The sequence below is a fragment of the Adhaeribacter rhizoryzae genome (assembly GCF_008629685.1).
Classification (GTDB): Bacteria; Bacteroidota; Bacteroidia; order Cytophagales; family Hymenobacteraceae; genus Adhaeribacter; species Adhaeribacter rhizoryzae.
The window spans coordinates 23,022-36,874 of record NZ_VWSF01000013.1; the positions used below are offsets into that span (position 1 = coordinate 23,022).

Annotated in this window: 9 protein-coding genes; 5 read left to right on the forward strand and 4 right to left on the reverse strand. The window is 45.2% G+C overall.

The genetic code is table 11. The features are described 5' to 3' along the window. The first annotated feature begins 918 nt into the window (after positions 1-918). Together F0145_RS16180 and F0145_RS16185 are read left to right on the forward strand one after the other, a co-directional pair. Complete coding sequence (locus tag F0145_RS16180; protein ID WP_150089791.1) at positions 919-1,818, forward strand: ABC transporter ATP-binding protein; 900 nt, start codon at positions 919-921, stop codon at positions 1,816-1,818. Then, positions 1,815-5,411: an ABC transporter permease/M1 family aminopeptidase gene (locus tag F0145_RS16185; RefSeq protein WP_150089793.1), complete on the forward strand. Its 3,597-nt coding sequence runs from the start codon at positions 1,815-1,817 to the stop codon at positions 5,409-5,411. Before F0145_RS16180 ends, F0145_RS16185 begins: the two co-directional genes overlap by 4 nt. Positions 5,412-5,535: 124 nt before the next feature. On the opposite strand, the gene F0145_RS16190 is transcribed toward F0145_RS16185, so the two are convergent. The 4 genes from F0145_RS16190 to F0145_RS16205 all read right to left on the reverse strand — a co-directional run bounded on the left by F0145_RS16190 (position 5,536) and on the right by F0145_RS16205 (position 10,204). After that, positions 5,536-6,024: a dihydrofolate reductase gene (locus F0145_RS16190; protein WP_150089795.1), complete on the reverse strand. Its 489-nt coding sequence runs from the start codon at positions 6,022-6,024 to the stop codon at positions 5,536-5,538. Positions 6,025-6,202: 178 nt separating this feature from the next. Next, positions 6,203-7,654 carry an L-lactate permease gene (locus F0145_RS16195; RefSeq protein WP_150089797.1) on the reverse strand — a complete coding sequence of 484 codons (1,452 nt, stop codon included), beginning with the start codon at positions 7,652-7,654 and terminating at the stop codon, positions 6,203-6,205. 384 nt (positions 7,655-8,038) lie between these two features. After that, positions 8,039-8,965, reverse strand: a complete 927-nt coding sequence (gene fmt / locus F0145_RS16200; RefSeq protein ID WP_223816116.1) for a methionyl-tRNA formyltransferase — start codon at positions 8,963-8,965, stop codon at positions 8,039-8,041. 6 nt (positions 8,966-8,971) lie between these two features. Beyond that, positions 8,972-10,204 (reverse strand): exo-beta-N-acetylmuramidase NamZ family protein, encoded by a 1,233-nt coding sequence (locus tag F0145_RS16205; protein WP_223816117.1) that lies wholly within the window; start codon positions 10,202-10,204, stop codon positions 8,972-8,974. Between the two features lie 56 nt (positions 10,205-10,260). Between F0145_RS16205 and F0145_RS16210 the strand changes: the two genes are divergently transcribed. From F0145_RS16210 to F0145_RS16220, 3 genes are all read left to right on the forward strand, one after another. Then, positions 10,261-11,475 (forward strand): ABC transporter permease, encoded by a 1,215-nt coding sequence (locus F0145_RS16210; protein WP_150089799.1) that lies wholly within the window; start codon positions 10,261-10,263, stop codon positions 11,473-11,475. A 108-nt stretch (positions 11,476-11,583) separates the two neighbouring features. Then, entirely contained in the window at positions 11,584-12,891 is a 1,308-nt protein-coding gene (locus F0145_RS16215; RefSeq protein WP_150089801.1) for an ABC transporter permease, read from the forward strand. A 73-nt stretch (positions 12,892-12,964) separates the two neighbouring features. After that, complete coding sequence (locus F0145_RS16220; RefSeq protein WP_150089803.1) at positions 12,965-13,825, forward strand: bestrophin family protein; 861 nt, start codon at positions 12,965-12,967, stop codon at positions 13,823-13,825. Positions 13,826-13,853: the final 28 nt, after the last annotated feature.

The following is a 13,853-nucleotide window of genomic DNA, read 5'->3' on the forward strand; positions in this document are numbered from 1 at the left end:
ATCAAGAGCTTTAAATAATGAAAAGACAGCTTTAATGGAAAGTAGATCTGTAGAAGAAACGTACAACGCCAATGAACAAGGATGGTCTTATTACAGCAAAATGATAAAAGACACCAAGAAGTCCCTGTTTTTGGCAGGCCCTTTTCTGATTCTTTTTGTTTTGTTCAGCTGCTAACTAATATTTTGTTTATACTTTTTCCGCTGTAATAATTTGCCCTCATTTTCTAAGAATTTCTGCTGTTGGTAGGCAGCAGTCATTGCCAGGAGGTATAGCTCGTAATTTCCCTTTCAATATACATTTATTTAGAATGTTCCTTAGTCTACAGACCTATGGTGTGTTCACCAGCTACCTGCGAGCTTGCCAGTCTGTTTTAGCACCTGCATTTCTCACGTAACGTTGCGGCCGTAAAGAATAGGAAAGTTGTTGTTTCGTAACAATTCTGATAGAACAGGTAGCCATGCCACAGTTGTCTTGTTTCTGCTGCGCCTGATGCTTTTGTAACAGCGGCAAATGCTAGGCTTATACTGCTATTCAGTTATGGTTACCAGAATATTTAAATGAGGCACTGAAGGGGCACAATAATGATAATCTCCTTAACCGTGCATTTTTCAGGATAACTACTCTGTACAGCTAGCCGCTATAACACGAAAAAACAAGGTACAAGTCAATCCACTTTAACTAGCATTATTTAATGGCTTGTATAAAATATTCTCCGGGAAAATATTTTATATAGTAGCTTGCAATGCATAGTACTATATACTACATTAGCATAACCTTTTCATCTGTTTTATTACAGGTCTCAGAAGGGCAGCCCTTGTAGTCTAAATAAATATATAAACCACTCTTGCTTGCTCCGCTAAGACTTTGTTTTTCAAAAAATTACACCCGATGAATATTGTCCCTAATAAAATAAACCTATGATCCTAAAAATTACTAACATCTCTAAATTATATTCCAATGGGGTTCAGGCACTCCGGAATGTTACGCTCACCATTCCGAATGGCATGTACGGCTTGCTAGGGCCAAACGGGGCCGGCAAATCTACCCTGATGCGCATTCTGGCAACCTTGCAGGAACCCGATACTGGCAGTATTTACCTGGATGAAATAGACGTGCTGAACCAGAAAGCGGCGGTACGCCAAACGTTGGGGTACTTGCCGCAGGAGTTTGGCGTTTACCCGAAAGCAAAAGCAGAAGATTTGCTCGATTACTTTGCGGTGCTCAAAGGCATTACCAACCGGGCCGCCCGCAAAGAAGTGGTAGCAGCCTTACTGAAACAAACCAACCTTTGGGATAAACGCCGGCAGCAACTCGGCAGTTTTTCGGGTGGTATGAAGCAGCGCTTTGGCGTGGCCGTGGCCTTATTGGGAAACCCGAAACTCATGATCGTGGACGAACCTACAGCGGGGCTGGACCCGGCAGAACGGGTGCGCTTTCTTAATTTATTAAGTGAATTAGGCGAGAACAGCGTGGTTATTTTATCTACCCACATAGTAGAAGATGTGCGCGAGCTTTGCACCCGCATGGCGATTATTAATAAAGGGCAAATATTGCAGGAAGCAGAACCTTTAAAGGCTGTGGCAGGCTTGCAGGGAAAAATCTGGCGCCGGATTGTGCAAAAAAGTGAGTTGCCAGCTTTGGAGCAATCATACAAAATAATTTCTACCAAGCTGTTAAGCGGGCGAACCATAGTCCACGTCTACAGCGAAACAGACCCTGGCAACAACTTTGAAGGGGTATACCCAGATTTAGAGGATGTCTACTTCACCACCATGGCCGGGTACATTGGCAACTATAAACCGGAGGTTGCCCAATGAAGTTCTGGAATATTTTTCGCTTTGAGTTTGGCTACCTGGTTCAGCGCCTCTCTACCTGGCTTTATTTAGCCATCCTGCTGGCATTTACCTTTCTGATGAAACTGGTTATTACACCCGGCGACGGCGTATATGCTAATAATACCTTCCATATAACGGCTATTACGGTAATTGGCAGTCTTATATGGCTGGTAATGTCCGCTTCCATAGCCGGCGAAGCCGCCGCCCGCGATGTGCAAACGCAGATGCATCCGCTTACCTATACTGCTCCGGTTACGAAGCTGAACTACCTGGGTGGTCGCTTTCTGGCCGCTTTTGCGGTGAATGCCCTGCTACTACTGGCTTTGCCGGTTGGGGTGCTGCTTTCCTTCTACCTGCCCGGTTTAGATCAGGGTGAATTATTACCGTTCCGGCCCTGGGCTTATCTGAGTGTCTACTTATTTATTGCTTTACCGAGTGCTTTTGTGGCAACAGCGCTGCAATTTAGCCTGGCCGCGCTTAGCCGCCAGGTAATGACCAGTTACTTGGCCGGTTTGCTCTTAGCCTTAGTTGCCCAAATTATTGCGGTGGCGGCGGCAAAGCTTTTTGGTAACTGGGATTTAGTAAAATTACTGGACCCCATAGGTGTAACCGGCATTATTGGCAACGAACTGCAAACCTGGACGCCTACCGAAAAAAATACGAGGCTCGTTACCTTAGAAGGCCTCTTTCTGCTAAATCGGGTTTGGTGGCTTAGTGTTGCGGCAGGGTTTTTATCCCTTACGTACTTTCGCTTCAGTTTTGCTGCGCCGGTAACGAACGGCCGTAGGAGGCTATTTAAACGGCAACCCAAAGTACAGGCCATGGCAACCGCGGAAACTGCCATACTTAGAGTACCCGCCATTACGGTGCCGCAGGTTCAGCGCAATTTCGGGTTTAAGACCAATTATTACCAAACGCTCACCATTGCCGGGGCTTCTTTCCGGAAGATAGCCAAAAGCCCGGCCGGACTGACGCTGATTGCTGCTATTGCCTTGCTATCTGCTGTATTCGGTAACAAAATTATGACGGAGTTTGGGATTCCGCTACTCCCCACTACCCAACAAGTAATAGCCTACTTAGCCACGCCTGTTGGTAACCTTAATACGCCATTGGTAATTATTCCGCTCCTGATTATATATTTTACCGGCGAGCTTGTGTGGCAGGAGCGAGCGGAAGGCCTCAGTGAGATTGCGGATGCCACCCCAATTACGGAATGGGTACTTTTTACCGGTAAGTTTCTGGGCTTAAGTCTTATCATCTTGGCTTGGATGGCACTGCTAATGGCCGGCGGTATAGGAATGCAACTAGGCCTGGGCTACCATAAATTGGAGATAGGGCTGTACTTGCAAACGCTCTTTGGCTTGCAACTCCTAAACTACCTGCTCTTTGCCCTGCTGGCCCTGGTGGTACACGTTGTGGTAAATCAAAAATATATTGGTTACCTGGCAATGCTTCTGGTTATTAGCTTTATGGCTTTTCCTGCTACCTTTGGGGTAGAACACAACCTGCTCATTTTTGACTCCGACCCGGGCTGGTGGTACACCGATATGCGGGGTTTCGGGGCTACCCTGGGGCCTTGGCTGTGGTTTAAACTGTATTGGCTAGCCTGGGCTTTGCTACTGGCAGTAGTCGCGAAATTGCTTTGGCCTCGGGGAAGAGCGCAAGGTTTAAAATACCATCTTCTGTTAGCGCAGCGCCGTTTTACCCGCCCAACCACCTGGGTTGCCATAATAGGGGTAGGGCTTTTATTAACCCTGGGAAGCTTTATTTTCTATAATACAAATGTGCTGAACGAGTACCTCACCGGCGCTGACCTAAATGAGCAAAAGGCGGAATACGAACGGCGCTACAGCCAATATCAAAACACCCCGCAACCCCACCTAACAGCTACCAAACTGCACGTCGAGATTTACCCTGCGCAACAGCAAGTCGAGATTCAGGCCGCTTATACCCTGGTGAATAAAAATGCATTACCCATAGACTCCATCCACCTGAGCAGTGTTTCGGGCATTGCCATAAATAAGATAAAATTCAACCGGCCGGCTGCCGGTGTGTTAATAGACCAGGAACTCAGCCACTACATTTACGCCCTGAAGCAACCCTTACAGCCGGGAGATTCCTTACTAGTAAACTTTGTTGTACACTATCAACCGCAGGGTTTCCAAAATAATGGCCCGAACGCATTGGTAATGGAGAACGGCACCTCCTTCACGAATTACGACCTGCTTCCAACCATTGGTTACCAACGTTACCGGGAAATCAACGATGCAGTCCTCCGGAAAAAATATCAGCTTGCAACGCGCCCGGCCATACCTGCTCTTTATGATGCGGAGGCGCGTAAAAAGCCGGGCAGCACCGACCAAACCACCTTGGAAGCCATTGTGGGTACGGCAAAGAATGAGGTTGCCGTTGCACCGGGCAGGTTGCACCAAACCTGGACAGCAGGAGGCCGCCGTTACTTTCACTACAAAACAGATGCTTCTATCGGAAGCGAGTACACTTTCTTATCGGCTCAATATGCGGTGCAGGAAAGCAATTGGCATAATGTTGCGATCCGGATTTATTACCATCCGGACCACGCCATAAATATAAACCGCATGCTCCGGAGCGCAAAAGCCTCGCTGGCGTATTATACAGAACAGTTTGGTCCTTACCCTTATAAATATTTTACATTAGTAGAGCGCGCTGGGGTGGGAGGTGGAGGAGCAACGGCGGATGCCGGCATCATCTATTATGGAGAACAGAATACCCTGATGAAACCCGACGACGGCCCCAATGGCTTTGACCTGCCTTATTATATTTTGGCGCACGAAGTAGCGCACCAGTGGTGGGGCTTGGCCCGCTTAACTCCCGCAAACGTAGAAGGAGCCGGTGTGCTGATTGAAGGTCTTGCGGTATATTCCGGGATGCAGGTTTTAGAGAAGAATTACGGGAATAAACATTTGCAGCAATACGTTGATTATTTGCATTCATTTTACGCAATGCCCCGCTCCCTCGCAACTGCTTCCTTACTGCAGGCAAACGAACCATTTTTATACTATCGCAAGGGGGGGCTTGCCCTATATGCCCTGCGTAAGTACATTAGTCAGGAAAAGGTTAATGGGGCGCTCCGGCGTCTGCTCCAAAAACGCACATCCGGAGCGCTACCCTTGCCAACTACCCTTAATCTTTACCAGGAACTACAAAATATTACCCCGGACTCTTTGAATTACCTGTTACACGATTTGTTTAAAGAGAACACCTATTGGCGCCTCAAAACCAAGCAATTTACCGCAGCGCAAACAAAAGCCGGCAACTGGCAGGTAACCCTGAAAGTGCAGGCGCAAAAAGTAGTAGTTGCGGCTACGGGTTCTGAAAACGAAGTGCCGATGCAAGACTGGCTGGAAGTAGGTATTTTTGAGGAAGGCAAAGAAGCAACTGAACCGCTCTACCTGCAGATGCACCGCATCCGGTCGGGTGAGCAAACCATTAAAGTAACCGTGCCACGCAAGCCTGAACGCGGCGGTATTGATCCGAATCATTTGATGATTGACCTGAGATTGGATGATAACATCATGTACCTGGACGGGCGGTAAAAAACCGCAACTAACTAAAGAATTCAGGAACGCTGAATTTGGAGCCAGAAAACTGCTCCGGGGCTTTCTGCTGCTACTTGTTCTCTTACATTAGGTAATTTTAGTAGCAGAAGTTAAAGTGTAATTATTTACGCCGGAGCAGTTTTATAAAACTGAAAGGATAAATATTCTTTTCATCGGGCTGGTGGTCTTCACGCCACACTTCCTGCCAGTCTTGTTCGTTGTAAGCCGGGTAATAAACATCGCCCTCAAAAGTGGCATGTATAAGCGTCAGGTACATGGTATCTATTAGGGGTAAGGCCTCTTTTAATATTTCGGCTCCGCCAATAATAAATATATCTTTATTTATCTCTTGTGCTTTGTTTATGGCTTCGGTTAAAGAATTTACCACCAGGGTACCCGGCACTTGGTAATCTGGCTGGCGGGTAATAATAACGGAGGTACGCAGGGGCAGCGGTTTACCGATAGATTCGTAGGTTTTGCGGCCCATTAAAATAGGATGGTGCAAGGTAGTAGCTTTAAAAAACTTCAGGTCGGCGGGCAGGTGCCAGGGCAATTTATTTTCTTTCCCAATAACCCGGTTTTCCGACATGGCAAAAATGGAAGCTATCATGTAGATTTTATTTGTTCTTTCGGATTTTAAATAAATATGGTTGCAGGCAGTTGCTTTTGCTTGCAGGTGCCTGCAACCTATAAAATCAAAGGTAGCTTTAATATTTTGTTTGGCAGAAATCTAAACCTGCCGATGCAGTGGTATATTTTAGTTGGCTTGCAATTTTGCAACAACTTTTTTAAAAGAAGGAAATGAATAACCAACCTAGTAACCCAAACAGTAAACCGCCGAGCAGGGTAGGCACAATATTGTGGGCCAGTACGCTTTTGTAATTTTTAATATTAGCAATAGAAGCGGCGGCGATAATATTAAATAAGCAAATAGCATTACCCATAGAGGCCCCGCTTAGTTGTAACGCAAGCACAGAAGCTGGTGGCATATTTAAAGATTCGCCGGTAACCAGTTGGGAAGGACCAAAAACAACATTCGAAATGGTGGTGCTGCCGGTTATAAAAGAACCGGTTATGCCAATAAAGGGGGCACATATCGGGTAAAAATTACCTAAGCGGGCCAGCATTTCGGAAATATAATTTACCATAGAAGGTTGACTTACCCCGGAATTTAACATGAGTTGGGCCACAGCGATAGAAGGAAATAAAACAATTAGAACGGTAATAATTTTACCAAAAGTGTCTTTCAGGTAAAAAGATTGGGTTTTGGTAAAAAACGCTACGCCCAGGCCAACTATTATAAAAGGAATAAGCGGCGACTGCATCGGCTTTAAAGAAGCATCTATGTTGGAGCCGAACATATTGTTGAAACTAATATCCCAACCAATCCAGCGGTGCAGCGGGTTAAATAATTTAGGTAGCAGCAGCAAAAAAGCCAAAGCCGCATACGGCACCCAATATTGCAAATGCAGGTTCCGCTGATAACCTTTAAAATAAAGCACCGATAAAACCAACATAATGAGTGCGGCCAGCACCGTAGCCAGTTCAGGAACAAAGTAGGCCAATGCACAAAAAGGCAAAGCAAAAAAGGAATATAATACAAGAACCTGCTTTTTATCTTTTACCGGAATATTATATTGGGCAAATAACCGAAAAACAAATAAAAGTAAAACGGCTATTACCATAACCCCCGCCACCGCCGACAAAATGGCAATATTTTGTACGGTAGCACCCGGCAGTTGCAGCGGAATTTGCAAACCCGTAAGCAAGGGAGTACCAACCGCACCAAACATAGAGAACAGGCCATCGAACAACAAAACCACCGATACGGAAAGAATAGCATTAAAACCCAAAGAAATAAGGAGTAGGGGCACAATAGCGCCTGGGGTACCAAATCCCGCCACCCCTTCGAAAAGCGCGGTAAGCCCTATTGCCAGCAAAAAAAACTTTAGTTCTTTGGTAGTTTCCAGGTTATCCAGCGAGTGGCTTATACCATTTATTAAGCCGGTCTTATCCATAATATTATACAGAAAAGCAGCCCCAAAAACAATCATCAGAATATTAATGGTTGTCATTAAGGAAACGCCTAAAGTACCTAAGAAATGGCTGAAAGACGCACCCCAGTAAAAAAACAAGACCAGGGTAACCAGCAATCCGGCGTAAACAGCTTCTTTTACACCCTTAGTTAGGGAAAGAATTATTAAAACCAAAATAGGCAGAACCGATAGAAAATATACCATAAACTTAGCTTTAGTTCTAAACCTTGCTGCGCTGCCAGGCAGCCCTAAGGAACTGGAGGTTTATAGCGGGTAAGTTAAATATTTAAACCCGAAAAGACAGGTTATACAAATTGAACCTGCTTATTCTTCGCCGGGATATTTCTTATTTTTCAGCTTATTTTCTTATAACCAGCAGAGTTTTATTCTGTACAAAGACAAAAATAAGTAGGCAAAAACTAACAGGTAAATATTAACCACCGCTGCCCCTCCGGAAATAGAAGGGAGCGCTCGGCGATTTAGAAAGTACTTGTATGCCAATGAATAAATTATGTTGGTATAAAACTTATGATAATCTTTAACTATTTACTGTTTACTGTTTACTGTTCACTGTTCACTGAAAACTGCTTACTGTTTAAGCCGGTAGCCGCGCAGAAATTCACTTATGCCCATTCGTTTTTTGCCTTCCAGTTGTAGGTCGGTGAGGCTGAGGTTACCGTTGGCAGTGGCTACGTGGAGGTAAGTTTTGCCGTCGGAGGTAAACGTTCCGGGAGTGGCTGTAGTTTGGCTATCTGGTATTATTTCGGCTTTAAATACTTTTAATGTTTTGTCGTCCAGCTTGGTCCAGGCGGTAGGGTACGGCGATAAGCCCCGGATAAAATTGCGCACCTGGGCAGCGGGTTGGTGCCAGTTTATTTCGCAGGTTTCTTTAAATATTTTGGGTGCTTCTTTTAGTTCGTGGCTCATGGGCTGCGGCTGGGGCGTAACGGTACCGAATTCTATGGCTCTTACGGTTTTCAGGGCAAGCGTTGCGCCGGCGTGTTTCAGCTTTTCGTAAAGGGTGCCAAAATCATCATCATCCGCAATATTAATTTTATCCTGCAATAGCATGTCGCCGGTATCTATCTGGTGGCGCAGGAAAAAAGAAGTTGCCCCGGTTTCGGTTTCGCCGTTGATTAAAGCCCAGTTAATAGGTGCCGCGCCCCGGTATTGCGGCAGCAACGAAGCATGAATATTAAACGTACCCAGCGCCGGCATGGCCCACACTACTTCGGGCAACATCCGGAAAGCCACAATTATTTGCAGATTAGCCTGGTAACTGCGCAACTCTTCCAGGAAACTTTCGGCTTTTAAATTAGTGGGCTGCAACACCGGAATATTTTGGCTGATGGCGTATTCTTTCACTGGCGATTGCGCCAGCTTTAAACCCCGGCCGGCGGGTTTATCGGGGGCAGTAATAACGGCCACCACATTGTACTTATTTTCTACTAAAGATTGGAGCGTAGGTACGGCAAAATCGGGCGTACCCATAAATATTATTCTTAAATTCTGCATAAAAGCTTATTCGAAATCGGGGTAAAGTAAATATTGCTTGCGCATTTTTTTGTAAGCGGTTAAAGCCGGTTCCCACGAAGCCCGTATTTCGGCCTCCGATTTACCGGCTTTTATCTGCGCCTGCAATTCGGTGTTACCGGCCAGCGTATTAAAGAAATTATTGAAAAACTTATCCTGATTGGTGGAGTTCTGGTAAAAATCGAGCAGGTAAGCCAACGAAAATTTCCCCTGCACATCTTTTTCGGTTAGTTTATAACCGTAGCAAACCTGGTTCAGGTTGGGTGGATTAGTAGCGCCGGGCACCGATTTAGGCGTAAAAGAATAAGTTTTCTTTTTGTAAAACGGGCTGCCAATTACCTGGAAAGGCGTAGCCGTGCCGCGGCCCACACTCACGGAGGTGCCTTCGAACAAACAAATAGACGGATAAACCTGAATGGCTAAATCGTTGGGCAAATTAGGCGAAGGTTTTACGGGTAAAGAATACCGCGATTTATGGGTATAATTTTTTGCCGGAATAACGGTTACCTTACAAGTGCGCTGCCCCGCCAGCCATTTCTGGCCGTTAATCATACCCGCCAGTTCGCCAACTGTTAAGCCGTGTACCACCGGAATAGGATGCATGCCCACAAACGACTGGTGTTTTAAGTTCAGCACCGGGCCGTCTACGAAATAACCGGTAGGGTTGGGCCGGTCTAATATTAATACGGTTTTGTTGTATTCGGCGGCGGCTTCCATTACGTAATGCATGGTGCTGATGTAGGTGTAAAACCGCGCGCCCACATCCTGAATATCAAAAAGCAGCACATCTACGTTTTGGAGTTGTTCGGCCGAAGGTTTTTTGTTTTTACCGTACAAGGAAAAAATAGGCAAGCCGGTTTTGCTGTCGGTAGCGTTACTAATGTGGGCGCCCGCATCGGCATCGCCCCGGAAGCCGTGCTCGGGGGCAAATATTAACGTAATATTTACCTTAGCCGCTACCAGCGAATCTACCAGGTGCTTGTTGCCAATCATGGAGGTTTGGTTTACCACCATGGCTACGCGTTTATTTTTTAACAGGGGTAAATATTCGCCGGTCCGTTCGGCACCAGTTTGAATAGCAGCGGCCGGCAGCGTAACGGTTGTTTGGGCTTTAGGCGGCTTATTAACAGCGGCCGTTTCGTTCCGGGCACTGGTGCTTTCGGAACATTGTGCCAGACTAAACAGTATGGATAAAAGCAAAAGCAGGTGTGCGTGCATCATAAAGTAAAATTAGAAAATTTAAATCAGGCACCTATATTTGTTCTAAAGAAGCCCGCGTGAACATAGCAAGGTATATTTCGAGTAAGATAACAGATTCCGGTACGGAGTCTTTTACGGCGTCGGTTACAAAAATAGCAATTATTAGCATTGCTATTGGGTTGGCTATCATGATTGTTTCCTTCTCTATTCTGGAAGGTTTCCGCAACCAGATTCAAAGCAAAATATTCAGTTTTGCGGCCCACATACAAGTAAGCAAGTACGATACCAATAATTCTTTTGAAGGCGACCCGGTAAGTTCTCTTGCCATAGAAAAAGATTTAAAAGGCATTGCTGAAATCCAAACAAAACAACCTTACGCTTTTAAAACCGCCATTGCCAAAGGCTCCGACGAAGTATTGGGCATTATTATTAAAGGGGTAGATAAAACTTACGACCTGGGCCCGATGCGCGGAAATTTAGTAGAAGGCAAAACCATTACTTTTACCGATACCGCCGCCTCTAACGAAATAATGGTAAGCCGGCAAATTGCCGATAAACTGCGCCTGCATATTGGCGATAAAGCTACTTTTTATTTTATTCAGAATCCGCCCCGGGCCCGCCGGTTTACCGTTACCGGCATTTACAAAACCGGTTTAGAAGAGTTTGACCAGGCTTACGTGATTGCCGATTTGCAGCACATCCGCGACCTGAACCGCTGGGACGATACCCTGGCGGGCGGCTACGAAATTGTGCTGAAAGATTTTGCCAAAATAGATACGGTAGCCAACGTTATTTTCGATAAGATGGACTATGACCTGCAACTCGAAAAAATTACCGACCAGTACGCCCAATTATTCGATTGGATGAAGCTGCTAAAGAAAAACGTGATTATTTTCTTAATCCTGATCATTTTTGTGGCCACTTTTAACATGATTTCCACGGTGTTTATCATGATTCTGGAACGCACCAACATGATTGGGTTATTAAAGGCTTTGGGGGCCACCGATCCGCAAATACGCGAAATATTCTTTTTTAAAGGACTGAGCCTGACCTTAAAAGGGTTGTTCTGGGGCAACGTAATAGCCTTAAGTTTTTGTTACCTGCAAGATCGCTTCAAAATTATTCCGCTCGATCCCGAAAATTATTACATGGATACGGTGCCCATCAACTGGAATTTTGGGGTAATTGTGTTGCTAAACGCCATTACTTTAATTCTCACTATGCTGTCTATTATTATTCCCACCCTCATGATTACCCGCATAAAACCGGTAACGGCTATTAAGTTTGATTAAGTAATTATAGCATTCTATTTAAATAATATTTGCCGCTGGTTAAAGGTGCCTTGTTGATTTTGCCCGGATAATTTGCATATATCGGTTGGGTAAGCTTACCTTTCTGCTATGCATAAAATCTGGTTAATATTTCAGCGGGAGTACCTGGTGCGGGTCCGTAAAAAAAGTTTTATCGTCATGACGCTGCTGGCACCTATTCTGCTGGCCGCCATTCTGGTTATTCCTATTTATTTAACTACCGTAACCGATAAAACCAATACCATTCAGGTGCTGGACGAAAGCGGTTTATTTCAGGATAAATTCCAAAGCACTGAAAAGCAGGTGTACCTACCCGTGCAGGGCAACCTGGAAACCTTAAAAGCGGCTTTCCTGGCAAGCGATCATACGGCTTTGCTTTACATTCCCAAACTAGATTTAGATAATCCAGCCGGCATCCGGCTTTACTCTAAGAGCAATATTAGCCTCGATAATAAGCTGGCCATTGAAAACAGCCTGCAGAAAGAAATTGAAACCCTGAAATACCAGCGGTCGGGCATTGAGCAGGAATTGCTCGAAAAAATTAAAACCGATGTTGATATTAGTACAACCAACCTGAGCAAAGAAGGCGAAAAAGATAATAATGCCTTTGTAACAACGGGCGCGGGCTACGTTGGCGCTTTCCTGATTTACATGTTTATTTTTATTTACGGCGTGCAGATTATGCGGGGCGTTATCGAAGAAAAAACCAACCGGATTGTAGAAGTTATAATTTCGTCGGTTAAGCCTTTTCAGTTAATGATGGGCAAAATATTGGGGATTGCGGCCGTGGGGCTTACCCAGTTTTTACTCTGGATAATATTATCGACGGTGGTTACCTCAGCCGTAACGGCCAGTTTCAAAGATAAGCTGGTTGATTCTCAGGCCCAATCAGTAGCCGCAGCGGGCGTAGAGAACCCGGCAACGGTAAAGGCCAGCGGTCCATCCGAAATATTAACCGCCCTCGATAACCTGAATTTACCCATGATACTGGGCTGTTTTGTGTTTTACTTTTTGGGCGGTTATTTGCTTTACGGGGCATTATTTGGGGCCGTGGGCGCTGCCGTAGATAACGAAACCGATACCCAGCAGTTTATGCTCCCGATTACCATTCCGCTTATTATTACCTTTGTAGTGGCCCAAACCGTAATTATCCGCAACCCCGACGGAGCGGTGGCTTTCTGGATGTCTATTATTCCGTTTACCTCGCCCATTGCCATGATGCTGCGCATTCCGTTTGGCGTTCCCTTACCCGAATTATTGTTATCGATGGGCCTGCTGGTGCTGGGTTTTGTATTTACTACCTGGATTGCGGCCCGCATTTACCGGGTTGGTATTTTAATGTACGGCAAAAAAGTTAACTACCGCGAATTATCGAAATGGCTTTTTTATAAAGTTTAAAGTTATTTTAAATTCTATAAATTATAATTTTGAAGCGCCGGGTAAACTTGTCCGGCGCTTTTTTTGTGCTGCTATGATTAATTACAACCCCAAAGAATGGTTTAGCTTTATCTTCCGGATAACGCGGGCCGATACTATAAGGAAGCTTTCGCCTTTATTGGTGGCCGTGGGCATTTACGCCGGGCTAATAGCTTACCTCGAACTAAACTTTTTAGCTGATTCGGCCGCCAATTTTATTAAAAACGTGGGGCTGATGCACAGTGTACTGGGTTTTGTTATTTCGCTGTTGCTGGTATTCCGGACCAATACGGCTTACGACCGGTGGTGGGAAGGACGCAAAATATGGGGCGGCTTAACCAACACCTCGCGTAATCTGGCTATAAAACTACAGGCCCTAAATATTTCGGCAGTAGATAAAGATTTTTTCCGGAATATGATTCCGAACTACGCGTTTGCCCTGAAAAACAGCCTCCGCGAAAACGAAGATTATCATGAACTCGATCCGGTATTGGATATAAAAAAAGACAAACATTTGCCTAACCAGATTGCAGCTGCCATTTATACCCGGGTAACAGCTTTGCACGCCCAACAGCAACTTTCCGAAGCCCAATTATTAAGTTTAACCACCGATGTAAATACCTTAACAGATTTGTGCGGGGCCAGCGAACGCATTAAAAATACCCCAATTCCCTTTACTTACAGCGTGTTTATTAAGAAGTTTATTTTCTTTTATGTAATATCACTACCATTTGGCTGGTCGTTTAGCTTGGGCTTCTACATTATTCCGGTAGTAGTACTCATTTTATATGCAATGGCCAGCCTAGAGCTAATTGCCGAAGAAATAGAAAACCCTTTCGGCACCGATGCCAACGACCTGCCCATCGATCAGATTTGCCAAAACATCCGTAAACACGTAGGAGAGTTGCTGGGTTAGAATGTAACATTTTCCAGTTACTATATCA